The organism is Providencia sp. 2.29 (genome assembly GCF_015832305.1).
In the GTDB taxonomy this organism is placed as follows: Bacteria; Pseudomonadota; Gammaproteobacteria; order Enterobacterales; family Enterobacteriaceae; genus Providencia; species Providencia stuartii.
This window is the reverse complement of the sequence record NZ_CP065420.1, coordinates 3766984-3791532: the sequence shown is the minus strand read 5'-3', so window position 1 is coordinate 3791532 and position 24549 is coordinate 3766984. Positions and strand designations below refer to the sequence as shown.

The window sequence follows — 24549 nt, the reverse complement described above, 5'->3', positions numbered from 1 at the left end:
CTCTTCACTGTAAATAAATTCAATGGGTTATCTTGGTTTCTTCTATTTATTACTCTGGCTTATTGCTTTGGATTAATTCATTCATTTACTCATCTTTTTTGCTGGTTATCTTTTGAGCACACCAAACAACAGCGCCAATGAGTCGCTGTTTCTATTCTTAATAAAAAATAAACAGTGTATGGGAGTAATTGTTATGTATACGTCATCAGCAGAGAGGGCGGTACACGGTCAGGTTTTAACTTAGCGAGATTCTTTTTCTAGGTCAAATAGTGCGTAATAAGCATTATTTGCAAGATAAAATAATGTTATTTATTTGATAAAGAAAGAAAAACTTATCAAAAATGCTTTTGTGATGCACGTCTTGTTTTTGTAAATACTGTGATATACATCACCAATAAATTGATTTTTTTTGCGCTAACTCTATCGAGTTTTACTTATTAAATAATTAAATGTTTTTAGTTTAAGAGTTAGGCTGGTTTTTTATTCTGTTTTTTGTTGTTTTATAAAATTAATAATGTAGTTGTTTGTTATTATAAATGCTTATATTTTTGAAAAATAAAGTGTATTTTAGATAAGGAACGTGCTTCAATTAAAGAATATCGCGTATTATTTTATTTTTGAATAATAAGGTATCGAGCATAAAGACCGTGAATAAAGAGGGGTGGTAATCGTATGAGTAACAAAAAATCCCTTTTATTGATGAGCAGGATCGACATTTCTTATCAACAATGACTCGGATTTGCCTTATTTGATATATGATTCAATGAGTATCATATTAAGGGGTGGTTATGAAAGTACTTCGCGGTCTTGCGCAATATTATGTCGATTTAATGATGAAGCTCGGACTCGTCCGGTTTTCGCTCTTACTCGCATCTGCATTGGTTGTTCTCGCAATGATAATGCAAATGGCGGTGACAATTGTATTGCGTGGTCAAGTTGATAGCCTTGATTTGGTTGGCTCTATTTTCTTTGGTTTAATTATTACACCATTAGCTGTCTATTTTTTATCGGTGGTGGTTGAACAACTTGAAGAATCTCGGCAGCGCCTTTCTCGCATGGTCGATAAGCTGGAAGTGATGCGTAAGCGCGATGCTGAACTTAATACGCAATTGCAAGGCAACATAGAGCAGCTTAATCAGGAAATTATTGAGCGGGAAAAAGCGGAAAGCGCGCATCTTGAATTGCTTGAGCAATTAAAACAAGAAATGAAACACCGCGAGCAAACACAAATTGAGCTTGAGCAGCAGTCCACATTATTGCGTTCGTTTCTTGATGCATCGCCAGATTTGGTCTATTACCGTAATGAAAACAATGAGTTTTCAGGGTGTAACCGGGCAATGGAGCTGTTAACAGGTAAGAGTGAAAAACACCTTGTTGGGTTAACCCCGTTAGATATTTATGATGTTGAAATCGCCTCTAAAGTGATGGAAACCGACGAAAAGGTATTCCGCCACAATGTTTCTCTCACCTATGAACAGTGGCTCGTTTATCCGGATGGGCGAAAAGCGTGTTTTGAGCTACGTAAAGTGCCGTTTTATGATCGGGTTGGTAAGCGACATGGTCTAATGGGCTTTGGGCGTGATATTACAGAGCGTAAGCGCTATCAAGAGGCATTGGAGAACGCAAGCCGCGATAAAACGACATTTATTTCAACAATTAGCCACGAACTTCGCACACCGCTCAATGGTATTGTCGGGCTAAGCCGTATTCTGTTAGACACAGACCTAACGGCTGAACAAATGAATTATCTGAAAACCATCCATGTTAGTGCGGTCACATTAGGGAACATTTTCAATGACGTGATCGAAATGGATAAGATAGAACGTCGTAAAGTTCAATTAGATAATCAACCTGTTGCTTTACCTCAATTTGTCAATGACTTAGAAAATCTCAGTGGTCTTTTAGTTCAACCGAAAGGGTTGAAATTTGTCATGGATGTGGCGGCTGGACTGCCTGAAAAAGTGCTGACAGATGGCACCCGACTTCGTCAAATTCTCTGGAATCTCATTGGAAACGCCGTCAAGTTCACTCAGCAAGGTGAAGTTAAATTGAGTATCTGGCGAGAAGGGGAAGATAAGCTATTCTTCCGTGTTCAAGATAGCGGTATTGGTATTCCGAAAGATGAGCTAGATAAAATTTTTGCGATGTATTACCAAGTAACAGACAGTGCGGGGGGCAAACCCGCAACAGGCACAGGGATCGGGCTGTCGGTATCACGTCGCCTCGCACAAAATATGGGCGGGGATATTCAAGTTGAAAGTGAAATTGGGCAAGGCTCAATTTTTACGCTATCCATTGTAGCACCTGTTATTGAAGAAGAAGTGATTGATTCACAAGTCAATGACGATGAGTATCCACTACCTGCTTTACATATCTTGCTTGTGGAAGATATTGAGCTAAATGTCGTCGTAGCCTGCTCTGTGTTGGAGAAATTAGGAAATACCGTTGATGTTGCCATGAACGGTAAAGAGGCATTAGCGATGTTCGCTCCTGGTGAATACGATTTAGTGCTACTAGATATTCAACTGCCAGATATGACGGGAATTGATATTGCTCGTGAATTGAATCAACGCTACCAGAAAGAGGATCTCCCTCCATTAATCGCACTGACGGCGAATGTTTTGAAAGATAAGAAAGAGTATTTCGATGCAGGCATGGATGGCGTATTAAGCAAGCCATTGGCCGTCTCAGCCCTTAAACAGGTCATTGAGCAGTTCTGGGGTGAGCATGCGAATGAAACGCCTCAGAAGGGCATACAAAGCGTTTGCGGCGATACTGATGAGTCCGTGCTAGATTGTGAGATGCTGGAGCAGTATATGGAGTTGGTTGGCCCGCAAGTTATTTATGACGGTCTCGAAGTCTTTGAAAAAATGCTACCAAGCTATTTAGCGATTTTAGATTCCAATATGGTGGCAAAAGATCAGAAAGGTATCGTCGAAGAAGCGCATAAAATTAAAGGGGCCGCAGGCTCTGTAGGATTGAAAAATTTGCAAAAAATTGCACAACAAATTCAATCACCTGAACTACCTGCTTGGTGGGATAATGTACAAGAGTGGGTGGATGAGTTAAAACAGGATTGGAAGTCGGATATAGAAACTTTGAGAAACTACGTTGACGGGCGTGCAAAAAAATAACCCCAACCGAAGTTGGGGTGCGCGAATACTGCGCCAACACCAGGGAAATCGTTGATCTACCTATGGTTTTCTTTTTGGGCAGACCTTTAGAATCTGTTTACTGCTTAAGAGAATAATACCAAGATACCAAATATTAGCGAATTTGTTACAAGATTCATTAAAATCTGTGATGAAGATTGATGTTTATTCCCTTTTTGCGGTTCAGTGATAATTTACTACAAATGGAGCGAGATATGAAATCAATTGCGGTTATTTTAAGTGGATGTGGTGTTTTTGATGGAAGCGAGATCCATGAGTCAGTATTAACTATGCTAGCTTTAAGTAAAAAAAATGTCGAAGTCCACTTTTTTGCACCAGATGAAGATCAACCTACTGTTATAAATCATATTACTGGTGAAGTAAAAACAGAAAAACGCAATCAAATGGAGGAGGCTGCAAGAATTTCTCGTGGGAAAATAGCGCCTTTATCCTCTGCGGATGCAAATAAGCTAGATGCCCTCATAATTCCTGGTGGTTTTGGTGCAGCAAAGAATTTATGTGATTTCGCGGTTAAAGGAAGTGACTGTGAAATTAATAAAGAACTATTAAGTTTAGTCCAACAAATGCACCAACAGAAAAAGCCATTAGGCCTAATATGTATTGCGCCCGTTATGCTTCCTAAGCTTTTAAATACATCAGTTGAATTAACAATTGGTAACGATAAGGAAACGATTGCCCACATTGAAAAGATGGGAGGTAAGCACATTACCTGTACTGTCGATAATATTGTGGTCGATCATGCTAACAAAGTCGTTACAACACCTGCTTATATGCTGGCTCAATCGATCTCAGAGGCTGAAATCGGTATTAATAAGCTCGTTGAGAAAGTATTAGAAATGGCATGATCAACTAAATGAGAGTGAAAATTTCTCTATTATGGCGCTGGTTAAGGAAAGTTTTTCTTTCATTAGCCGCTTTTTGGTTTTTGACTGTGATTGCATTTAAGTTCTTACCAGTGCCATTTTCTGCCGTCATGATAGAAAAGCAAATATCCGCATGGATAAACTTAAACTTTTCTTATGTTTCTCATTCTGAGTGGGTTGATGAAAATCACATTTCTCCCTATCTGTATTTGGCGGTAATAGCCGCCGAAGATCAAAATTTTCCTCATCACTGGGGTTTTGATCTCGAAGCGATAGAGAGGGCTTATAAGCATAATATGAGTAAAAAAAAGACGATTCAAGGCGCGTCAACTATCTCTCAACAAACAGTAAAAAACCTTTGGTTATGGAATGGGAGAAGTTGGATAAGAAAAGGGCTTGAAGCAACGATGACTCCTATTATGGAAGTTATGTGGTCTAAAACACGAATCCTTACTGTTTATTTAAACATAGTTGAGTTTGGTGATGGGGTTTTTGGGGTTGAAGAGGCATCAAAAAAATTCTTTAAAAAGTCAGCAAATCAATTAACTATGGAGGAAGCTGCACTATTAGCAGCAGTTCTACCAAATCCTCATCGATTTAAGGTAGAATCACCTTCTTCTTATGTGTTAAAGCGGCAGGCTTGGATCTTGAATCAGATGTACCTTCTTGGAGGTAGGAATTATCTGAAAAGCAACGCTATTGGTCCGACCAAATAAAAAAGTCATGAATTTTTACTCATGACTTTTGTTTTTATAACAATATATTATTGTTTATGATTAATTGAGATAGGTAAAAGCGGTCGTGACACGACGGACACCATCTGTTTCACTGGCAATTTTTGCAGCAGCATCACCTTCTTGCTTAGTTAAAACACCTAGCAAGAATACTTCACCATTTTCAGTAATCACTTTCACACTGGAGGACTTCACTGCATCGCTAGTGAGAATTTTGGATTTGATTTTGGTTGTGAGCCAAGTATCTTTTGACGCTGTTCCTAAAGTAACGGGCTCTCCTTGGCGAACCTCATTATAAACCGCATTGGTTCCCTCGACATTTGCTGCTATCTGCTTCGCTCGCTCAGCCCATGACATATCAGGACTTTGGCCGGTTAGCAGAACATTTCCCTTATATGCTGTCGCAATAATGCGCGCTTTGCCTGTAATGTCTTTATCTTTGTTGAGTTGACCACTGACACGAGCTTCTAACGTGCCATCATCAACTTGCTGACCGACCGTACGAGGATCTGTCGCACTTTTGGTGGCAACCGCCGCTGAACCAACAACGGCAGCGCCAATACAGCCTTGTAGCATTGTCATGCTGACAACAATGGCTACTATTGGGAGTAATCGCATTTTTGCTCCTTAATCATCCTGATGGGGGAAAAGTGTATTATCGATGAGATCACAAAGACAATTCACGGTAAGAAGGTGGACCTCTTGGATCCTGACACTACGTTGTGATGGAATGCGTATTTCCACATCTTGAGGGCCTAAGAGGCCAGCTAGCTCGCCACCATCATAACCCGTCAGTGCTACAATCGTCATATCCCGCGTCACAGCAGCTTCAACCGCTTTGATAATATCGCTACTATTTCCATGTGTTGAGATAGCCATTAAAACATCACCATGCTGACCCAGTGCTCTCACCTGTTTAGCATATATTTCAGTTGGTTGTTTGCTACCAGAAATCGCGGTTAAAACGGCATTGTCCGTATTTAGTGCGAGTGCGGGAAGACTCGGACGCTCAGTTTCAAACCGATGGATCATACTCGCGGCAAAACGTTGTGCTGTTGCCGCTGAAGCACCATTTCCACAGCACAAAATTTTATTACCATTTAGCAGTGATTGAACCATCATCATTGCTGCCCGTGATATTGCATCCGGCAATGCTTCTGCCGCTGCTATCTGAGTTTGAATACTTTCTGTAAAACAGACTTTAATTCTATCCAGCACTTGCTTATTTTCCTGTGAAATTAACCAACATGTTCACTATCGTTAAAGGCATTCTGTATCCATTCAAACTGACGACCAGTAATCGCACAGATATCAAAACGACATGCGGTAGTTTCGAAGCTTTCTTGTTTTTCGGCAAGCCAATATTTAGCGGTGGCAATCAGTTTTCTGCGTTTGCACCGATCAATTGATAACAGTGCTCCACCATATTGCTTATCTTGGCGAAAACGTACTTCAACAAATACCCAACCAGTGCTATCACGCATGATAAGATCAATTTCACCATGGCGATTTCTGGCATTTCGTTCAATAAATGTTAACCCCTGTTGTTGCAGGAAAGCCAGTACCCGATTTTCATAGTACCGGCCAGTTAACCATTTTAATGTTTTTTTGAGAGGTTGCATGACGTCCTTGTCTTAAAGTTTGGCAATTATCCTAATTGCGCGACAAAATTTATTTTGCCAATTTGATTTGCCCTTGATTGAATTGCAACCAAGGAAGATCGCGGTATACAACACAGTTTTTATCGACACTTAAGGCACCAGATGCACCTTGTAAGCGGAATTGAGCATTGTGTTGTAATTGATCATAGTTATTCGCGAGTGCCCAAGCATCGACCCCTAACGCATAAAGACGTAATAGGGAATAGTCATTGTTGAGCTTTTGTTGAGCTTGTTTGCGCAAATTATTATTTGCACCCGCTAACAATGGAATATCACTGAATTTAACCCCTTCCATTTCGAAACGGAAATCAGCGCCATTACCTGCTTGGTTACTGCGTGAGCTAGCATAGAGCGCAGGGCGTTGGCGGCTACTAATCGCCATTTCAATCATTGGTTTGATTAAAGTTAATTCATCACGAGTCGCCACAATATAGACCGCATCAACGGCACTCGCTGAACTTACTTGCGGCTCAGGCTGAGTAAGCTCAGGATAATTTTGTCCATCGATTGATTTTGCCGCCACTTGCTGATTAACAATAACAGGTATACCTGTCATGCGAATACCCGCACCGCGGTTTATCGACTCTTTGAGCGATGCAGTAGATCCAAAGGACTGTTTGAGTACGGTTGCGCCACCTTTTGATTGCCACTCTTCAGCGAATGCTTTAGCAATACGCTCACCAAAGGCATTTGAAGGAACGAGAAGCAATGGAGCACGTTTCCCATCGGCCATCATATGTGCAGCAGCATTTTTGGCCTCATCTTCTGGCGACAAGGAAAAATAGCAAAGATTTGGGCGTGGCTGTAGCTTATCGGCATCTAATTCATTCAGTGCCAGTACACTTAATGGCGATCCTGCTTGCGCAATCGCTTGTACTTCAGGTTTCAATAGTGGACCAACCACTAACGTGAAGCCTTCACTTTGTGCTTGTTGCAGTAACTGAGGCAGTGACTTCCCATTCGTATCAAAGACTTTGACACTTTGGGTATTGGTTGGCGCGGGCGCAATGTTCAACGAAGGATTGACCACTTCAGACTCACTGCTTGGGCTACTATTACCTGTGGTCGCTGCAACTTCCGCATAGATTTGCTCTAATACATCATTACCGCTATTTGCCTCAGGTGTTGCTACTGGTGCACTATTGCTGGTTGCCACAGGGGCTTGTGGTAAGCCTTTTTGTGCATCCATAAAGCCCCGCATAATAGCTTCACCAAAGACTTTCCCTTGACCGCTCATAGGAAGGAAAAGCGCAATTTTTGGTGAGGTTCCAACTGGTGGTTGCAATGACTGAGTAAGTTGATTTGGTGGGGTTTTTACCGCTGGGTGATCCGCATAACGGATTTTCCAGTCATTAATACCGGCACGTAGTGCATCAATATCGTCACGGTTATTGAGGTAGATATCCAACAAATCAACCCATCCAGCGAGGGTATTTTCTTCGACTCCAATTCCCTCCACCTGATTAGGTGCCATTTGTGTTAACATTTGCCACGTACCATCGATATTTGCCTGATGAGCAGCTTGTTCTGTTAGCAATGGCTCTTGGCTGATATAGGCACGTAAAGCCTCAACGGAAGGCTTACCTTGTGCAGAATCAATGATAGACTGATAACGACTGACTTCAGAGCTGATTTGCTCAGGTGTCGTTGGGGTGATCGGTGCTCTGTTATCCCCTGTGAGTTGACAGCCTGACAACACTAAAGCAGATAGCATTGCCGTGCAGATTAACCCTTTTTTTACATGCAAAAAAATTGAAGGACGCATACTGTATCCAGTGGTGTATTTTCAGTTGCTTAATTTTAAACCGGCTATTCGGATGAAACAATGAATCAACCTAATCAAGCAGTGGTTATGGCATCCACGCTGTATATTGTGCCTACCCCTATCGGTAATATGGGCGATATCACGCAACGTGCGCTGGATGTTCTTAAACATGTTGACCTTGTCGCTGCAGAAGACACACGGCATTCAGGAATGCTGTTGCAGAATTTTGCCATTAATGCACGCATGTTTGCCTTACATGATCATAATGAACAGCAGAAGGCAGATCAATTAATTAGCAGACTTCAACAGGGTGATAGTATCGCATTAGTTTCCGATGCAGGTACACCTTTAATTAACGATCCTGGTTATCATTTAGTCACTCGCTGCCGTGAAGCCGGGATCCGCGTTGTTCCATTACCGGGAGCATGCGCCGCTATCACTGCCCTCAGTGCTGCGGGGTTACCTTCTGACCGTTTTTGCTATGAAGGTTTTTTACCCGCAAAAAGTAAAGGTCGTAAAGACGCCCTTAAAGCACTTGAACGAGAAACTCGCACATTAATTTTTTATGAGTCAACACATCGCTTACTCGATAGTTTAGCAGACATGGTTGAAGTGTGGGGGCCAGAACGGCATGTTGTACTTGCTCGTGAAATAACCAAGACTTGGGAGTCAATCGAAGGGCGCCCTGTCGGTGAATTATTAGCGTGGGTTAAAGAAGATGAAAACCGTCATCGAGGCGAAATGGTGCTGGTTGTTGAAGGCTATAAAGCGAATCTAGATGAGGATGATATTTCACCGGAAGTGATCCGTACCTTAAACTTATTACAGCAAGAGTTGCCACCGAAAAAAGCGGCTGCGATTACCGCCGAAATATACGGGTTGAAAAAGAACCGCTTATATAAATTGATGCTTGAACAATCAAGTGACGAGGAATAACGGTACAAACCCCTATACATGAATAGATAAAGTGCCTATAATCCGCCTCGGAGTTGGCTAGACAACCGCTGCTTTATCGTTGTCCTTTGGGAGACGGGTAGAGGGGAGGAAAGTCCGGGCTCCACAGGGCAGGGTGCCAGATAACGTCTGGGAGGCGCAAGCCTACGACTAGTGCAACAGAGAGCAAACCGCCGATGGCCTGTTTACAGGCTCAGGTAAGGGTGAAAGGGTGCGGTAAGAGCGCACCGCGCGGCTGGTAACAGTCCGTGGCACGGTAAACTCCACCCGGAGCAAGACCAAATAGGGGTTCATATGATGCGGCCCGCATTGAACTCGGGTAGGTTGCTGGAGCCAGTGCGCAAGTGCTGGCCTAGATGAATGGTTGTCCACGACAGAACCCGGCTTATCGGCCGACTCCTCAAATAAACGCCCCAACGTGCATGAGTACGGTGGGGCATTTTTTATACTCATATGCGATAGTGCCTATCTTTTGGGGGCCTAAAGGCTGCATCTTTTTTCATTGGTACGTTTTTATAGGGTGTCATGCATACCAAATTTTTATAGTAAATTATCGTATTCGAATAATATTGGTAATACCATATAATGAAGTCCGATAAGAGAAATATCCCATTCTAAAAGAGAGTTTATACAATGAAATATCTCGCTTTATTTCTAAGTCTTATAGTGATAGACGCGAATGCTTATTTACTTGATTATAAGCCAATTGATATAGAATCAATAATAAATGAAAAAGCGACAACACAAAAAATTAATCTTTTTTCAATAATTGAAAGTTGCGATAATGTTAATTTATTAAAAGAACAAGTCACAGAATTAGAAAATACTAAATTTATTGACTGTTCAATGATTGATGGGCGAGATTTCCTTGTGCTTGAAACGTCGATTGATTTAGGGGGAGGTTCATCACCAAAGACATTATCACTTCATGCAAATGGTAACGATGAATTTGGATTAGACGTCAATGATGAATGGATGATGAAGCTCAATGAAATTGCTCATAACTATTTATTTCTAATTAAATTAAAAAATAATAGTGATAAGCATTATCAAAGTGTATCAAGTACATCTGCCCCCATATTCAATAATTATCCTTCTAATGTGAATCGTCATTGGCTAAAGCCTGACGAAGAAGTCAATGTTATCGTTCCGTTATTATCGCCTAATTATAAGCCATTAATGGAAGGGCAAAAATTAAGAGAACCCTCTAAGCTGTTTATTAAAACCAAAAAACTGGCAGATACTGGGAATGCTGAGGCGCAGTATCAGCTAGGTAACATGTATGAAAAGGATACCGTTCATATTCAGCGTGATAGAGATATGGCATTTGAATGGCATAAAAAGGCGGCAGATCATGGGGATGCTATTGCGCAATATATCACCAGTGAAAACGATTATTGGATGGCTAATGTTAAAAATAAGGTCAATATGAAACGCCTCAGCATTGAATATTTAAACAAATCAGCCGCTCAAAATGACCCCGTTGCACAAAAACATCTTGCTGAACATTATCTAACTGGGAGCTATCTTAAAAAAGATCCGCAAAAAGCATTATTACTATTGAAAGCCTCGGCGGAACAAGGAAATGAGCGCGCTCAAACAGAATTGGGGCGACAAACTTTTAACATGGGAGATAAAGTTACAGGTTACGCATGGTATTCGATAGCTGCTTATTCCGTTAAATACGATGAGGATACGTTAAATAACATGGAAAAACAGATGACCATTGATGAACTAAGAAAAGCAACGATATTATCGAAAGAGCTTAAGCGCAAATACCCAGTGAAAAAATTTGCATATGAATAGCTAATTAAATAACTCATATATAATAGCGTATTGCCCGTCAAATAAGCTATATTTTTGCTTTGTGTATTTCTTTTTTTGCCTTTTTATAATGTGTAAGTTGAGCGCTATTAAAAATAATAAAAACGTTATCACTATTAAAGATAAAGTAATGCTGGAAAAGTGATGAGTAGAAAATAGTATATTTAGTCATGAATGGGGATTAAGTCAGTTAGATGGAATTTAAAAGTGTCGTTTGTTTAAGAAGTAATAAATAGGTGAGCCAGTCATTATTAATGATACAGAAAGAAAAATACGCAACTATCGCGATGAAAAAACTTTAATTTAGATATAGCCTGTTGCAGTAAAAAATTAATAGAGTTTTTTGCGAATAAGGATACTCATTACTTTATTAGAAAAATGAGCGAGATAAAAAATTATCGGTCTGATTTTGGTTCCGGTGGAAAAGCGATATACCAGTCAACATAGTTATGGGCGATTAATAGGGGGAGCTATGGATATGAATTTTATTCTTTATGATAGACAAAATAATAGATGTTTATTGTAGAGGGGAAAATATCCCCCTCTACTCTTTGAGGCAAAGTGATTAACGCTATTTTAGTGCTTGTTTAACCATTGTGAGCAGTTGGCGTACATCTTCTGGACGTGTATTTCCACTCTCTTTATCAATGATTGAACTATAGATATGAGGGATGATTTTTTTCACACCAGCATCTAATGCAATCTGTAAAATTTGGGAAAAGTTTTCCAAATCAATCCCCCCTGTAGGTTCAAGGGAAAAGTCAAATTTGGCACAGGCTTGTGCAACGACTTTATACTCTTCAATATAAGTTAACCCTTTCATATTAAAGAATTTGATTGAACTAGCTCCCATGTCTTTAAGCATCATAATCGCCGTTTCTACCGGCACGATACCATCAGGTGCTTGGGAGCTTAATGGCCCCGTTGATATTTTCACCATGCCTTTTGTTCCACTTGGTGAAACCAGCGCATTGACAAAGGTTTCATCCTGCCCAAGCAGGGCGCGGCTAATTGGAGCGCCTGTGAAGACTTGGTTAACGTGTTGCGGTTGGATCGCTTTTGAAATCAACGAAACCATTGTGGATTGGTTAGGGTCACCGGCCCCTAAACCAACAGAAAGCGCATTATTGGTTTCTTTTGCATAGATGCGCATATCTGCAATGGCACTGGTTAAATCAGGGTAATTTTTAGAGAGCACGCCAACGACCACAAAGGTTTCCGCGGCTTCATAAATATCTTTGGCATTTTGATGGCTGCCTGCGAGTACATTTAAACATACCCGATCTTGATAAAAATTTGGTGATAATTTCATACTACATTCCTTTAACTAACAATCGGATACGTTCAGCAATCGTATTAAGTTGCTCATTGCTAACACTACGAATATCAGCTTCCACTTTGCCTTCATTCGCTTTGTATTCACGGAAATAGATTGCCGTATCCCCTTGTTTTAATTCATTCATGATTTGGTAAGTTGTTTTACCTATCATTTTTTCATCGAAACTAATTTCAGCACGTGCAATATCACGTCCAGCCGCATCCCAAACGATACGTGCTGAAATGGCAGGCAGCGAATTGAGTGCTTCGATAAATTCACCCATGCGCTCAACCATCTCCGCGCCAGTTTCTTTAGTGGCTGTCAAATATTGCTCGATCGCGAGCGTCAGGCCTAAAATCCCTTCTTTTCCGACTTTCATGGCTCGGCCAATACCTTGGCTCTGACGTTTTACCCATTCCACATAGGTTTTTTTACCGATCACTAACCCACTTGTAGGGCCTTCAATGGCCTTTGCGCCACTGTAAATAACTAAATCAGCGCCGGATTGGTAGTAACTGGTGAGATCTTCTTCCGCAGCAGCATCAACAATTAAAGGAAGATTGTGTTGGCGAGCAACGGCAGCCGCTTCGCTAACACTGAGCATACTTTTTTGAACTGTATGGTGAGATTTAATATAGAGGATGGCTGCTGTTTGTGGCGTTACCTTAGCTGATAGTTGTGTAGGTGAACACTCATTGGCAAAGCCCGCTTCGATAACCTTACCACCACCTAATGCCACCATAGTATCGACAGGCGCACCGAAATTCACATTATGGCCTTTCGGTAAAATGATTTCCCGTGGTACGTTTTTTGACGATGAGTGCAGATTTAGCAGTAAATCATCATCATCACGCACGATCACCGCAGCAATTGCCTGTGCTATCCCTGCTGAAGCACAAGAGACGACAACGGCGCTTTCGACATTGAGCAATTTGGCAATATAATCGCCCGTTTTATTAACCAGATCTTTGATCTCAAAGTAATGGTTTAGGCCGTAAGCTACGCGTTCGACAACTTCTGGACTCGGCGTAGAGACGCCGAGTATGGTCATGCGGCCAGAGGCGTTAATCACATGTCTTAGCTGATATTTCTCATAAATCGATTGCATATTCAGATTCACCTTCTGCATGAACAATATGTTTTCCGCCAATAATTGCCGCTATAGGCACAAAGCGATGAGTGCCAGTACGACATTCTCCTTCTGCATCCGTCAGCTCTGTGCGTTCTTCTTTCAGGTCAAATAGCGTGATATCAGCATCAAAACCAGGTTTTAAGTAACCTTTTGCGGGAAGCGCTAATAAATCGGCAGCTTTTTCTGTTACACAACGAATTATTTTTTCAGCACTAAAGCCCATGCAAAGGAATTTCGTCATCACAAATGCAAGGCTGTAGACAGGGCCATTAACACGGTTACGGTGGTAGATATCGGAACTAATAATGTCTGGGTAGGTACCAATACGCATGGCTTGTTCGGCGACTTTAAAACTAAAGCTTTCAGCGCCATGACCCACATCCAAAATCACTCCTCGAGCTAATGCTCGGGCAATAGAGGGTTTTAAGTTACCATCACTACCGAGAATTTGATTCGGTTTACCGTTGAAACAGTGAGTAATAATATCGCCGCGTGTTAAGAGATCGGCAATTTCATCAATATTGGGGGGGTTATTACCGATATGTACCATAAGTGGCAGTCGATGTTTTTTCTGCATTTGTTTCGCTTTAAGCAGCGGTTCAATACCGTTATCACCAACAACACTTTTACTCATGCGAGCCTTCATACCAACGACAAAACCCTCATGGCGCTCAATCGCTTGCTGAAAACAGGTTTCATCAATATTCTTCATATCTGATAACTCATTTTGCGCGATAATACCGATACGAGAGATATTTAATAATGAAAAGACGTTGGTTTGGGCCTTTTGAGTTAATTGATAAAATTTGTCGATATCATCAGCACCAACACTGCCTGCATCAACTAATGAAGTAACACCTCCAGCAGCACCGGCTAAATCTGGTTGATCGAAATAGATAGGAGACTCAACAAAACAGTGAGCATGTGAATCAATCCATCCGGCACTGACGTAGATTTTTCCTTTCAGATCAATCCATTTTTCAGCTTGTTGGTTGCAGGCCAACTCAGGGCCTGCAGCTTCGATTTTTCCATCTTTAATAAGAATATCAATGTGTGTTCCATCGATACGTTTACCCTGTTTGATGATTAGAGAATACATAGTTACCTTCTTTTTTATCATGAGGTTAGGCTGCAAGAGGGAAGAAATACCCAAATAGCATCGCCCCTAAAATTGCGCCACCTGCGACGGGTTTTTGCCATACATAGAAGATCAATGAACCAATTAGTGACCCAATACCAATTGGTATCGATGCAGCCATAGCGGCGAGGATAATCAAAGGCCCTAAGAAGCGACCTGAGGTATTACCAGCCCCCATCATGATGTCTGCACCAAAGGTGGAGTTGGCTTGTGCAATGGTAAATTTACGCGCAAAGATAATGATCAGGCCGATAATTAAACCAAGCACTAAACCCGTGACCAGTGAGATCCAGAAATTGGTAACTAAAATATCCCATCCGGCGGCAAGGAACAGTGCAGGAACACCGAGGCCTATCCCTGTTTGTAGTGCACCGCCAATATCTAAAATACCAACCAATGAACCTTCGATAATACGAGCAAATAGGAAGCTGGCACCAAATGCGGCGACCGCACCGTAAACCCCCGTATCTAAGCCGGCTTTTAACATTGCCACGAACGCAACTTCGTTAAATGCCCCGAACCCATAAACAACATACATATGAGTACCGGCAAAAATTCCAGCAGATAACAGTCCGACAAAGATTGGGAAGGACCACTCCGCGTACCAAAAATCTTGTTTGTTAATTTCAGTTGTCATGATTATTTCCCGCTCAATAGTCCATGGATGTATTCAAGCCACAGAGGTTTATCCAGATGGAAAGAGGTGATCATCTTCAAGTCAAATTCACGGAAGAAGCCACTCAAAACAAACAGCAATACGACAGTGATCATCATTGTGCGTGTCACACGGTTCCAGCCGTTATCATCAACACCTTTACCGATCAGGATACCGAGGACTAAACCTGGGATAGCATTTCCCATAATCAGCTGAGCACAACCACCGAAAAGGGTTGCCCAGAAGCCAGAACGTCGACCTGCATCCATAGCGGCTAGCCAGAAAATCACAGGCATCACTGTGTTAACCAACAGGTTTGCCGCAGGAACTAACACATTAATTGCGGTTGTTTGCAGCGCAGCAGGAACAGCAGAAGCGGTCGTATTTAAGAACGCGACGACTAAGGCCCCGATCACGGTACAGGCAATCGCCATTTTTTTCGGGTTATGCAGTGTTTCAGCCACATTACGATTTTTGGATAATAAAGCGGCTGCCCCCCAGTTAGGAATAATGCGGTGATCAACGTCTTGTGTGAATGCACCCGCGGCAACGGATGATGCCCATGCGTTGAAAAAGAATCCTAAACCGAATGAGAAGTGAGATGCGGGATCTCCTTCACAGGCATTAAGTTCCCCAAGTGTACGGAATGCCCCCATTCCTTGCACTGTAGGGGCATGGAACATACGAGCAGCCCCTGCACCAAGGCCAAAGCCACATAGGCCGCCGATGATGAGGGACATACCCAATATTTCTAAGAAAGATGCAGTTTCACTCATAGAAATGCCTCCAGACCTGAATTGTTTTTATTGTTCTGTAAATGGTATTTCGTTGACAGAAAGTAGGGTGACATCTAGCGAAACGTCGAGCACCACACGGAAATGTTCACGTTTACGCGGCAGAAAGACGAAAAGAAATTTTTCTGTCCGCGAGTGCGAGTGTGCACTTACAACGGCAACATCCTTAGGTTCGATTCGCAGGATTATGTCATTGCTCTCTTTTAGTACCGTGCGTTGAACCGAGTTCAGTGCATCAGCGATCGCTTTTTGCTTGCTGTCACCTTGCCCCGAGACTCGCACAACCGTTTCGATAGATTTCTTCATTACGCGTCGCCGTATTTTTTGATATAAGCTTTAACCAAGCGCTCACCTAATTCTTCTTTATCCATAAAACCGAAACCTAATACAGTGCAGCCTTCTGCAATGGCGGTTTCTCCTTCTTCAATTGAACGCATACCGTAACGTGCTTTGTAGCCATATTTGGTTTGTGCAGTGATGGCTCCAGCGCCGCCACTACCACAAAACGAGATCCCCAAATCAGCGTGTTCGGCATTCATGACATCACCTAGCTTCATATCAGCGGCAACGCCAGGTACAACAATCGCTTTGCCACCTGCTGCCTCTACACCTGCGGCAACTTTTTGGCCTTTCCCTAAACGATCTCCGATAGCAACAACAACTTGTTTCATAGTGATATTCCCCAAAAATTAATCATTCGAACGGATAACTTCAAAGTGAACAGAGAGTAAAAATGTCTCTTCTGGCGCTAATCCAGGAAGTGCATCGACAACACGTTGTGATAATGCTATCGAGTGCGCCGAAATCTCATCGAACAAACTGATATCGACTTCTGGTAACGCTTCACCCGTTTTTGCTCTCGCAACCATGGCTCTCAGATGAGACTCCAACATCTGTTGTTGTACATCGGTGGTGTAGCAATCTTCTTGTTGAAGCCAGCCACTAATGATGACCAACAGCTCCTGTGTTACTTCATCGATATCGAGGTTATCTTCCGACATCTTGAAAACGACAACTGATTCACTCATAACTGTTTAAAATCCAAGGTAATAATGCAATTAAACCGCTTTGTTCCTTCATGATGAATACCTTAGTCGGTTCTATAGGAGTTGTGCAGACATTGAATTTCCACTTGTAAGTGGAAATAAATTGGAAGGGAAAATAAGTGTAATGCGTATAAAAATTAAACCAACCGGAAATAAAATGGAAAATAACTCAATATTGGAGTGTCTAAAATAAGCATAACTAAGTAATTTATTTATTAAATCTTTTGAAATTCAAATTATTAGCAATGTAATGATAGAACTGGAAAGGCGAAATAGCCGCTGTAAATAAAGTGGAAATCGAAAAGTGGAAATAGGTATAAAAGGGAACTGAGCATTTCCACTTAGAGAGATTAGCCCTGAAACAGGCGATTTTTGGTGAAAAACAAAATAACAGAATTGCGGTTATGATCACGCAAAATAGTCGATTCTTCCCTTTTCCGCTAACAAGTGGAAGCGAGCGATGATCTGCGTTAAAAGTTGATGTAACCACAAAGATGTTGAACTCATTTCAGGCAACCGGAGGCCCTTGTGATTCGAGAGTAGGAAGCTACCGTTTTATCACACTGAATTTTTGCCTATCGTTTAATACGCAGTGAGATAGGCAAAGTGATTGATAAATCGAGCAAACCACTAGATACGCGCCAGACTGTCTTTCGCGATCACTTGGAATTCATTGAAATTTTTAACCGTAATCAGCCTACGGGTGGTTTTCTCTTTTACGAAGGTAACGAAAAGATCATAAATCGCCATAGCCTCCTCATAGTCAGCCTTGCTAATCGCCAATAGGAAAACCACATAGGCGTTTTCTTTCGTCTCTTTGTTCCATTCAATACCTTTAGGGGCAACAATCGTCACGACAACCGTTTTATTTGCCAATAATCCCAGTGAATGAGGAAGCGCAATTCCTTCGCCTAATAATGTAGAAACAATCGATTCGCGCTCTTGTAATGATGGATAAAAATCCGCAGTCACATAGCCATCTTGTTGTAATTTATGGCAAACCGTTTGAAATAATGTTTCTTGGCTGATTTTGTCATTAATCACCATAAAGTAGCGTTCATCAAAGAAGCGCTCAATAATATAGGGGCGGGTTTGATCTATCATGGCTAATTTGCCGATCTGCTCTAGTTGATAAGGCGTCGGAAATGGCGCTATCTTGATCACGGGTTTATTTTTTTCAGAAATACGAACGGTGGTGATCACAAAGTCTTCTTCGACTTCATCTAATGACTCATATTCTTGTAGAGTTAACCCTCGGCTAAATTTGAGTTGTGGAAACTCACGCATGATTTTTGATTCAACGACTCGAAATGTGGAATTTCCCGCATCGGTGACAACTAGCACTTCTGTCTGGCGAATAGAGCCGGCACCATAATTCCTTTCCAAACTAACACCAATGTGAACGGCAAGGTAACCAAGCTCATCTTCATTGATTGGATAAGGAAGTAATTGCTTACTTGCACTGGTCAGTGCACTGAGCGTGACATCATAGGCGAAAGGATAATATTGCTTGATATCACTTAACAAAGGGTTAGGGGTAATAATGTGATATTGCAGACGTGTCATCAGGGCCGCAATATGGGTATTGAGATCCTTTTTGAGTTTCTCATCATCACGTAAGTCATAATTATATAATTCATTAATATAATTAAGAATATATTCAACCAATTCATGATGATGATGATTTTTTTGTTGAGTAATATCTTGGTGGCTAATGCGCTGTGCGATGATTTGATCATGCAGATAGCTGAGTTCTGCACTTGATAGATCACTGCCAAGAAAATAAATAAGCCCTTTCGAAACTTCTTCACAGGCTTTACGTAGCGTCTCTTCACTATCATGATCTTTAACGATAGATGTGAGTTCATGGCCTCGAGTGATCCGCAAAATAGTGACAGCGCAATTAAATACCAGATATAGATGCCCTTCATTACTTAAACGAACATCAAAACGGTTCATACTGTTATGGAGAACTTTATCGATATAGGTCAAATCAAGGTTATCTAAACATTCAGGCTGGAAAATGGATAAGTCTTGATTAATTTGCTGTGAAAAGCGGCGCCATAGGGTTTCGGTCATGCAAGCTCGGATGGCCCACTCACTACCGTTAAGACGGATCCCTTGATGTGGAATGCTTTCTAATAAGATCTGGTATTTTTGTAGATGCTCTCTGACAACACTCATATCTTGCTGTAGCGTTCCACGGCTAATAAACCACTCTTCCGCGATATCGTCCAATTTTACGGGTAAAGAGAGCATCAATAGTTTTAGCAATAACGCATCAACACGCTCTTTACTGGTACGAGGAATACTATTTTCGACTTGGTTTTGCTGGGTAAGTTTAGCAAAAAGCGCTTCATCATCGACTTTTAAACGGTAACCATGGCCTCGCTCATAGAGGATATGAGCGCTGTAATTTTGTATGAGTGCATTTATCTCATTAATGTCAGAGCGAATTGTTCGGGTTGATACCGAAAAACGCTTAGCTAGCTCATCTTGAGGCACTACCTCATCAAGGATACTTGCAAAAATTTGATTGAGTCGCTGTTGAGTGAATAAAGCCACGAAAATACCTTCTCGACCTAAAACCATAAGCTTAATAGCCAAAATAGTTCTTTTATTTTGGCTGACTATGGATTGGACTCTATCATAAGCCTATCAACATACCGAGTATGGCAGATCATAAATTTGAGAATATCTTCGCAAAAACCGAGAGATTTTAGGAAATAGTGCACTTTTTGTATGGGCCAAAAAGGTCATTTGGCCCATTGAAGATCATGCACCGAGGTCAATGAGTAAAGCGCGCATTGATTTTGATGATGAGAGTGTTAGTGCATTTTCATTTTGGATAAATACACCATCATTACAACTCATTTCTATGGTTTCGCCATTTTCTGCTTGGAGAGTCGCTCCTCCACGAATGGATTGGAGATAAGCATTTTTCCCCTTAAGCTTAATATGTTGAGCACTTTCAGGCGTAATATTGAGCTGTGTAATCCAAATTTGTTGACGTAATTGAATGCTCTCATTTTCGCCATCAGGTGAAGCAACTAACATATTACTATCAGGCGGTAATTGAATTTTTTGGGCCGGATAGTACTCTTGCTGTGGGCAAGCATTTAGCCATAACTGCAAACGAGTTAACGGCTTATATGGACACATATTATGTTCACTGTAACTTAAATCAGGACGGGGTGAGAAACGAATACACTCGCCTTCACTTACATTGATTTTATTACCTAAACTATCGCGATATTCGGCACTTCCTTGTAGTATAAAGTTAAGAATATCGACATGTGGGTAGCTTTTAGGCTGAAACGCACTTTCAGGTGCAATAACTTCCTGATTGAGTACTCTTAGTGTCTTAAACCCCATAAAATCAGGGTCAAAATAATGGCCGAAGGAAAACGCATAACGTGCCTGTAACCAGCCATAGTCAGCCTTTCCACAGTGCTTAACTGCCCTTAATGTCATCATGGTGGCTAACCCTCCTTCGCTCGACAAAAATACACAAAAATTGATAAATTTATAGAGTTATCATAAATAGCTGGACGTTGAATTGTTAGCCAGTTAATCTGTTTACTTCATTCAAATTTCCTGAAAGAGATATCCCATGAGTAAAGAGAGAGCATTAACACTTGAATCATTAAGGGTGATGGATGCAATCGACCGGCGTGGTAGCTTTGCTGCTGCTGCTGACGAATTGGGCCGAGTGCCCTCAGCACTCAGTTATACCATGCAAAAGTTAGAAGAAGAGTTGGATGTTATTCTATTTGATCGTTCAGGACATAGAACAAAATTTACGAATGTCGGTAGGATGTTGTTAGAACGAGGTCGAGTATTACTTGAAGCCGCAGAAAAATTGACATCCGATGCAGAAGCGCTCGCTAAAGGTTGGGAAACTCACCTTACCATTGTTTGTGAAGCATTAGTTCCTGCGTATTACTTATTCCCGTTAGTGGATAAATTAGCTGAAAAATCCGAAACGCAACTTTCTATTTTAACTGAAGTACTTGCAGGGGCGTGGGAACGGTTAGAAAGTGGAAAGGCGGATATTGTTATCGCACCGGATATGCACTTTCGTTCCTCCTCCGAGATAAACTCTAAGTCGTTATACAGCGTTAACCATGTCTATGTTGCTAGCCCTGATCACCCGATCCACCAAGAGCCAGAGCCGCTGTCAGATACGACACGTATTAAATATCGAGGTATTGCGGTGGCCGATACCGCACGTGAACGGCCAGTTATTACAGTACAGTTATTAGATAAACAGCAAAGATTAACGGTCTCCACTATTGAAGATAAGCGTAGTGCGCTATTAGCAGGGTTAGGTGTAGCAACGATGCCATATCCAATGGTAGAGCAAGATATTCGTGAAGGGCGCTTGCGTGTAGTCAGTGCAGAATATAGCCATCAGACGAATATTATTATGGCGTGGCGCAGAGACAGTATGGGTGAAGCAAAATCGTGGTGCTTACGAGAAATACCTAAATTATTTGCTAATAAATAAAGAGTAAAAAAGCACCTCTATATAGCACTATAGAGGTGCAACCAAATTCGGTTATCAATTTATCAAGTAAAGGTTAATGATGAAAAAGCAACTTTTACCATTTTCTATTCAATAAATGGTCAATACTAAATTTACCAGGGCCTGTGACTGCCAGTAATAAAAAGCCACCTGCAATAGTCATGTTCTTCATAAACATCAAACTATTTGGCTCTACACTGAAATTAATGTGGAAGAGCAGGGATGTTAATACACAAAAAACAGCAGTAAAAATAGCCACTGTTCTGGTGAGGAAACCAAAAAGCACAGCAAGCCCGCCACCCAGTTCTAATAAAATAGTCAGGGGAAGTAAAAAGCCGGGAACACCCATCGCTTGCATATATTGTTGAGTGCCTGCATAAGCGTCACCTAACTTACCATACCCAGCAACAATAAACAGAATCGGCATCATAATGCGGGCAAGTAATAGCACGCTATTTTCTAAATTTTTCATTAAGATTCTCCAGCTAACTAGGTCAGCAAGTGTCAATAAAATGAGATACACATCGCGATATAAATTGTTTTTTTAGCATTAAATGACAAGAAATCACCTAACGACGCTATGGTAGTGATTTGCTGGTTCAATAAAAAGCAAAGGTTATTAACAAAGATGGACAAAAATATTGAATAATGGCAGGGAGAGGAAACCTGAAATGGTCAGATTTCAGGTTTGGAGCAGAGTAGGTTATTTTTTACCCGTATTAACAACGCCTTGGAGGGTTCGCACTAAACTCCAAGCGGCAATCGCTTTTTTGCCTAGGGAAAAAATACGCTGAGGCCGTTTAATGGTATAAAGAGAAATAAGACCGGCAGCGGCAACAAAAATAGGCCGGAAGGTGACAAAGATTTGCCATGAGCGATCGTAAGGCTCTGTCATCTGTAACCAATCTTTGGAAGCCGCAGAGAGTTCAGAACGTTGTTGCTCAATTTGTTTGATTAAACGCTGTTTCTTTTTAACCAATAATAGGCGCTTGCTTTTATTCATCTTTTGACCCCATTAACGCTTTAGAATCTTCCTTTAACTGCTCTCGAGTTGCGCCGAGTAAGGTCGATTGTCTCGCTTTTTTTAGGGTCCAAATTGCGCCAATAATAGCGAGTAATATTAAAACGCCTGTAGTAATCGCAAGGGCTTGATAGCGATAAATAGGATCAACTGACCAAAAGATCAAACCAATGAGGCACATTAGACCAAAGGCAGTAAAAAGTAGGGTGATACCCGCCATTAAAATGAGTTGAATAAGAGTGGTTTTTTCTTCCTCTAATTCAACTGCGATTAATTGGATCCGAGTTTCCACCATTTGCACGGCGATACTGGCGATGCGTTGTAAGGTATTAAGGACCCCTTTTCCGGGGCCCTGACGCTCTTGTTGTTCCATAAAAATTAACGCTTAGCGAGTAATACGCCAAGAACGACGCCAACAGCAGCACCGATACCGATGCCAGTCCACGGATTTTCGCGCACATAATTATCCGCACGACCCGCGATTTCTTTTGTTTGCTCGGTGATTTTATCACCCGCGTTGCTCAGTTTGGCGCGTGAAGCGTGTAAGGCATCTTGGGCTTTTTGCTTCAGGCTGTCTATTTCTTCTTTCGATTTGTTTCCAGTATCGTTTAGCATCGCTTCGAGAGAGTCAGCCAGTGCTTTTAGTTCTGCGCGTAGATCTTCTGATGAGTTATTCGATGACATATGGAACCTCCTATCAATAGAAAAATATAGTTAGCAGCTTTAACAATAGCTATTTTTACAGTAAGTGCAATGAGGAGAGGGGGAATTATTGATTAAATTAATGTAAAAGAATGTTTTATTTCAAGTAAGAGAGAATAATATTATGTTTATGTTAAATAAAAAACGAATTTATATCCAAGACGGATGCTCTAATAAAGATGTATTTACTGTCAGAGAGAATAAACGAGAGGCGTAATTTGCCTCTCGCCTCGTGATGTGATCAGTTAACTTTTTTTGTGGAAAGTTTTTTCTTAATGACGACGGCAATACTTCCGATAAGACCAATGATAAGTAGGCCGACAGGGATCAGCATCAACACGTTCATAATATGCTGTTCATACTGTAGAAATATTGGGCTTTTCCCAAAACCAAAACCAATTGCTGTTAAGATTAAGACCCAAAGAAGACCACTTAGCCAGTTAAATATTTGGAAGCGGCCATTCTGTAGCCCTGCTAGACCAGCAATTGTAGGCAGGAGCGTCCTGACAAAAGCTAAAAAGCGGCCAATCAATAATGCTGCTAAACCATGGCGATGGAATAAGCCGTAAGCACGTTGATGATAATGCTCAGGAAGATGGGCTAGCCAACCTTTCACCAGTTTCGTGTTGCCAAGCCATCGACCTTGAATATAACCAACCCAGCAACCAAGGCTAGCGCCCGCAGTCAAAATAACAATCGTCAATGGATAACTTAGTGTACCTTTTGCTATGAGAACACCAACGAGGATCAATAAGCTGTCACCTGGTAGGAATGCGGCAGGGAGAACCCCATTCTCAAGAAAAAGAATAGCGAATAACATAAGGTAAATAGCCCAAACCAACGTAGGGTTGGAGAGCGTGACATAGTCTTGATGCCAAAGGGCAAAAAATAATTCTTTAACTAATTCCATTAATGTTTCCTAAACGGCAATAACAGCAACAATTTTATTGTTGGGTAGGGAGACATGGATTATGCGAATACCTAAGTGAAAAGTCATGTTTCCTCAGGCTGTTAGTTCAAAGCCTCTCCACTTTAACAAAACAAAAAATAACTAAACAGCGAATTCTCGTTCTATTTTTAGAATTCATTTAAGTTTTGCGGAAAAACGCAATCTTCTTCCTCACGTTTTTTCTACAATAAATGGTGTGAAAATGGGCTTTACCAAGATGTTTCTTGACAAAAATGGTAAAAAAAGGTGTTTCCTTATTCAATAGTCTTTAAATATTTTTACTCAAATTATA

General features: G+C 41.3%; 25 protein-coding genes and 1 other RNA gene. 7 read left to right on the top strand and 19 right to left on the bottom strand.

Annotation, left to right across the window (positions count from 1 at the left end; translation table 11 throughout):
* Positions 1-788: 788 nt before the first annotated feature.
* From arcB to mtgA, 3 genes are all read left to right on the top strand, one after another.
* A complete protein-coding gene (gene arcB / locus I3B46_RS17885; protein WP_061064395.1) occupies positions 789-3134 on the top strand; it encodes an aerobic respiration two-component sensor histidine kinase ArcB in 2346 nt (781 codons plus the stop codon).
* Between the two features lie 233 nt (positions 3135-3367).
* On the top strand, positions 3368-4018 hold the full coding sequence (gene elbB / locus I3B46_RS17880) for an isoprenoid biosynthesis glyoxalase ElbB (protein ID WP_014657583.1): 651 nt from the start codon (positions 3368-3370) through the stop codon (positions 4016-4018).
* An 8-nt stretch (positions 4019-4026) separates the two neighbouring features.
* Positions 4027-4752: a monofunctional biosynthetic peptidoglycan transglycosylase gene (gene mtgA / locus I3B46_RS17875; RefSeq protein ID WP_014657584.1), complete on the top strand. Its 726-nt coding sequence runs from the start codon at positions 4027-4029 to the stop codon at positions 4750-4752.
* 60 nt (positions 4753-4812) lie between these two features.
* Here mtgA and dolP read toward each other — a convergent pair whose 3' ends face one another.
* From dolP to I3B46_RS17855, 4 genes are read right to left on the bottom strand one after another with little or no spacing between them, the layout of a single operon-like run.
* Positions 4813-5388 (bottom strand): division/outer membrane stress-associated lipid-binding lipoprotein, encoded by a 576-nt coding sequence (gene dolP / locus I3B46_RS17870; protein WP_004925393.1) that lies wholly within the window; start codon positions 5386-5388, stop codon positions 4813-4815.
* A 9-nt stretch (positions 5389-5397) separates the two neighbouring features.
* Entirely contained in the window at positions 5398-5988 is a 591-nt protein-coding gene (gene diaA / locus I3B46_RS17865) for a DnaA initiator-associating protein DiaA (protein WP_004925390.1), read from the bottom strand.
* A 20-nt stretch (positions 5989-6008) separates the two neighbouring features.
* Entirely contained in the window at positions 6009-6392 is a 384-nt protein-coding gene (locus I3B46_RS17860; RefSeq protein WP_004925388.1) for a YraN family protein, read from the bottom strand.
* Positions 6393-6441: 49 nt separating this feature from the next.
* Positions 6442-8196 (bottom strand): penicillin-binding protein activator, encoded by a 1755-nt coding sequence (locus I3B46_RS17855; protein ID WP_104873211.1) that lies wholly within the window; start codon positions 8194-8196, stop codon positions 6442-6444.
* A 60-nt stretch (positions 8197-8256) separates the two neighbouring features.
* On the opposite strand from I3B46_RS17855, the gene rsmI reads away from it, so the two are divergent.
* The 3 genes from rsmI (at position 8257) to I3B46_RS17840 (ending at position 10956) form a co-directional block, all read left to right on the top strand.
* Entirely contained in the window at positions 8257-9132 is an 876-nt protein-coding gene (gene rsmI, locus I3B46_RS17850) for a 16S rRNA (cytidine(1402)-2'-O)-methyltransferase (RefSeq protein WP_004925382.1), read from the top strand.
* Positions 9133-9181: 49 nt separating this feature from the next.
* An RNA gene (rnpB, locus tag I3B46_RS17845) (RNase P RNA component class A) lies at positions 9182-9554 on the top strand.
* Positions 9555-9783: 229 nt separating this feature from the next.
* On the top strand, positions 9784-10956 hold the full coding sequence (locus tag I3B46_RS17840) for a tetratricopeptide repeat protein (RefSeq protein WP_104873212.1): 1173 nt from the start codon (positions 9784-9786) through the stop codon (positions 10954-10956).
* Positions 10957-11545: 589 nt separating this feature from the next.
* Here I3B46_RS17840 and dagF read toward each other — a convergent pair.
* The 10 genes from dagF to I3B46_RS17790 form a co-directional block, all read right to left on the bottom strand.
* Entirely contained in the window at positions 11546-12286 is a 741-nt protein-coding gene (dagF, locus tag I3B46_RS17835; RefSeq protein ID WP_004925371.1) for a 2-dehydro-3-deoxy-phosphogluconate aldolase, read from the bottom strand.
* 1 nt (position 12287) lies between these two features.
* Complete coding sequence (locus tag I3B46_RS17830; protein ID WP_004925369.1) at positions 12288-13400, bottom strand: DgaE family pyridoxal phosphate-dependent ammonia lyase; 1113 nt, start codon at positions 13398-13400, stop codon at positions 12288-12290.
* A complete protein-coding gene (locus I3B46_RS17825; protein ID WP_014657590.1) occupies positions 13384-14523 on the bottom strand; it encodes an amidohydrolase/deacetylase family metallohydrolase in 1140 nt (379 codons plus the stop codon). The genes I3B46_RS17830 and I3B46_RS17825 overlap by 17 nt, the downstream gene beginning before the upstream one ends.
* Positions 14524-14548: 25 nt before the next feature.
* A complete protein-coding gene (locus tag I3B46_RS17820) occupies positions 14549-15199 on the bottom strand; it encodes a DUF4310 family protein (protein WP_004925362.1) in 651 nt (216 codons plus the stop codon).
* A 2-nt stretch (positions 15200-15201) separates the two neighbouring features.
* Positions 15202-15993 carry a DUF4311 domain-containing protein gene (locus I3B46_RS17815; protein WP_014657591.1) on the bottom strand — a complete coding sequence of 264 codons (792 nt, stop codon included), beginning with the start codon at positions 15991-15993 and terminating at the stop codon, positions 15202-15204.
* Between the two features lie 27 nt (positions 15994-16020).
* Positions 16021-16317 (bottom strand): DUF4312 family protein, encoded by a 297-nt coding sequence (locus I3B46_RS17810; RefSeq protein ID WP_004925357.1) that lies wholly within the window; start codon positions 16315-16317, stop codon positions 16021-16023.
* The gene (locus tag I3B46_RS17805) at positions 16317-16682 is read right to left on the bottom strand and encodes an SFCGS family glycine-rich protein (protein WP_004925354.1); all 366 of its coding nucleotides are present in this window, start codon (positions 16680-16682) and stop codon (positions 16317-16319) included. Before I3B46_RS17805 ends, I3B46_RS17810 begins: the two co-directional genes overlap by 1 nt.
* 18 nt (positions 16683-16700) lie before the next feature.
* The gene (locus tag I3B46_RS17800; protein ID WP_004925351.1) at positions 16701-17039 is read right to left on the bottom strand and encodes a transcriptional antiterminator; all 339 of its coding nucleotides are present in this window, start codon (positions 17037-17039) and stop codon (positions 16701-16703) included.
* Between the two features lie 648 nt (positions 17040-17687).
* On the bottom strand, positions 17688-19649 hold the full coding sequence (locus I3B46_RS17795) for a BglG family transcription antiterminator (RefSeq protein WP_076914734.1): 1962 nt from the start codon (positions 19647-19649) through the stop codon (positions 17688-17690).
* A 183-nt stretch (positions 19650-19832) separates the two neighbouring features.
* Complete coding sequence (locus I3B46_RS17790; RefSeq protein WP_004925342.1) at positions 19833-20534, bottom strand: pirin family protein; 702 nt, start codon at positions 20532-20534, stop codon at positions 19833-19835.
* A gap of 136 nt (positions 20535-20670) precedes the next feature.
* On the opposite strand from I3B46_RS17790, the gene I3B46_RS17785 reads away from it, so the two are divergent.
* On the top strand, positions 20671-21567 hold the full coding sequence (locus tag I3B46_RS17785; protein WP_004925339.1) for a LysR family transcriptional regulator: 897 nt from the start codon (positions 20671-20673) through the stop codon (positions 21565-21567).
* Between the two features lie 94 nt (positions 21568-21661).
* On the opposite strand, the gene I3B46_RS17780 is transcribed toward I3B46_RS17785, so the two are convergent.
* From I3B46_RS17780 to I3B46_RS17760, 5 genes are all read right to left on the bottom strand, one after another.
* Positions 21662-22057, bottom strand: a complete 396-nt coding sequence (locus tag I3B46_RS17780; protein ID WP_004925336.1) for a DoxX family protein — start codon at positions 22055-22057, stop codon at positions 21662-21664.
* A 231-nt stretch (positions 22058-22288) separates the two neighbouring features.
* Positions 22289-22588 (bottom strand): YqjK-like family protein, encoded by a 300-nt coding sequence (locus I3B46_RS17775; protein ID WP_004925332.1) that lies wholly within the window; start codon positions 22586-22588, stop codon positions 22289-22291.
* A complete protein-coding gene (locus tag I3B46_RS17770) occupies positions 22581-22979 on the bottom strand; it encodes a phage holin family protein (protein WP_053109763.1) in 399 nt (132 codons plus the stop codon). Before I3B46_RS17770 ends, I3B46_RS17775 begins: the two co-directional genes overlap by 8 nt.
* 5 nt (positions 22980-22984) lie before the next feature.
* Complete coding sequence (locus tag I3B46_RS17765) at positions 22985-23290, bottom strand: DUF883 family protein (protein WP_004925327.1); 306 nt, start codon at positions 23288-23290, stop codon at positions 22985-22987.
* A gap of 259 nt (positions 23291-23549) precedes the next feature.
* Positions 23550-24218, bottom strand: a complete 669-nt coding sequence (locus tag I3B46_RS17760) for a DedA family protein (protein ID WP_004925324.1) — start codon at positions 24216-24218, stop codon at positions 23550-23552.
* Positions 24219-24549: the final 331 nt, after the last annotated feature.

Bases quoted from the DNA above. Each gene is read 5' to 3' on its own strand.
- arcB (WP_061064395.1), top strand. From the start codon at position 789: ATGAAAGTACTTCGCGGTCTTGCGCAATATTATGTCGATTTAATGATG.
- elbB (WP_014657583.1), top strand. From the start codon at position 3,368: ATGAAATCAATTGCGGTTATTTTAAGTGGATGTGGTGTTTTTGATGGA.
- mtgA (WP_014657584.1), top strand. From the start codon at position 4,027: ATGAGAGTGAAAATTTCTCTATTATGGCGCTGGTTAAGGAAAGTTTTT.
- dolP (WP_004925393.1), bottom strand. From the start codon at position 5,388: ATGCGATTACTCCCAATAGTAGCCATTGTTGTCAGCATGACAATGCTA.
- I3B46_RS17860 (WP_004925388.1), bottom strand. From the start codon at position 6,392: ATGCAACCTCTCAAAAAAACATTAAAATGGTTAACTGGCCGGTACTAT.
- I3B46_RS17855 (WP_104873211.1), bottom strand. From the start codon at position 8,196: ATGCGTCCTTCAATTTTTTTGCATGTAAAAAAAGGGTTAATCTGCACG.
- rsmI (WP_004925382.1), top strand. From the start codon at position 8,257: ATGAATCAACCTAATCAAGCAGTGGTTATGGCATCCACGCTGTATATT.
- I3B46_RS17840 (WP_104873212.1), top strand. From the start codon at position 9,784: ATGAAATATCTCGCTTTATTTCTAAGTCTTATAGTGATAGACGCGAAT.
- dagF (WP_004925371.1), bottom strand. From the start codon at position 12,286: ATGAAATTATCACCAAATTTTTATCAAGATCGGGTATGTTTAAATGTA.
- I3B46_RS17830 (WP_004925369.1), bottom strand. From the start codon at position 13,400: ATGCAATCGATTTATGAGAAATATCAGCTAAGACATGTGATTAACGCC.
- I3B46_RS17825 (WP_014657590.1), bottom strand. From the start codon at position 14,523: ATGTATTCTCTAATCATCAAACAGGGTAAACGTATCGATGGAACACAC.
- I3B46_RS17820 (WP_004925362.1), bottom strand. From the start codon at position 15,199: ATGACAACTGAAATTAACAAACAAGATTTTTGGTACGCGGAGTGGTCC.
- I3B46_RS17815 (WP_014657591.1), bottom strand. From the start codon at position 15,993: ATGAGTGAAACTGCATCTTTCTTAGAAATATTGGGTATGTCCCTCATC.
- I3B46_RS17810 (WP_004925357.1), bottom strand. From the start codon at position 16,317: ATGAAGAAATCTATCGAAACGGTTGTGCGAGTCTCGGGGCAAGGTGAC.
- I3B46_RS17805 (WP_004925354.1), bottom strand. From the start codon at position 16,682: ATGAAACAAGTTGTTGTTGCTATCGGAGATCGTTTAGGGAAAGGCCAA.
- I3B46_RS17800 (WP_004925351.1), bottom strand. From the start codon at position 17,039: ATGAGTGAATCAGTTGTCGTTTTCAAGATGTCGGAAGATAACCTCGAT.
- I3B46_RS17795 (WP_076914734.1), bottom strand. From the start codon at position 19,649: ATGGTTTTAGGTCGAGAAGGTATTTTCGTGGCTTTATTCACTCAACAG.
- I3B46_RS17790 (WP_004925342.1), bottom strand. From the start codon at position 20,534: ATGATGACATTAAGGGCAGTTAAGCACTGTGGAAAGGCTGACTATGGC.
- I3B46_RS17785 (WP_004925339.1), top strand. From the start codon at position 20,671: ATGAGTAAAGAGAGAGCATTAACACTTGAATCATTAAGGGTGATGGAT.
- I3B46_RS17780 (WP_004925336.1), bottom strand. From the start codon at position 22,057: ATGAAAAATTTAGAAAATAGCGTGCTATTACTTGCCCGCATTATGATG.
- I3B46_RS17775 (WP_004925332.1), bottom strand. From the start codon at position 22,588: ATGAATAAAAGCAAGCGCCTATTATTGGTTAAAAAGAAACAGCGTTTA.
- I3B46_RS17770 (WP_053109763.1), bottom strand. From the start codon at position 22,979: ATGGAACAACAAGAGCGTCAGGGCCCCGGAAAAGGGGTCCTTAATACC.
- I3B46_RS17765 (WP_004925327.1), bottom strand. From the start codon at position 23,290: ATGTCATCGAATAACTCATCAGAAGATCTACGCGCAGAACTAAAAGCA.
- I3B46_RS17760 (WP_004925324.1), bottom strand. From the start codon at position 24,218: ATGGAATTAGTTAAAGAATTATTTTTTGCCCTTTGGCATCAAGACTAT.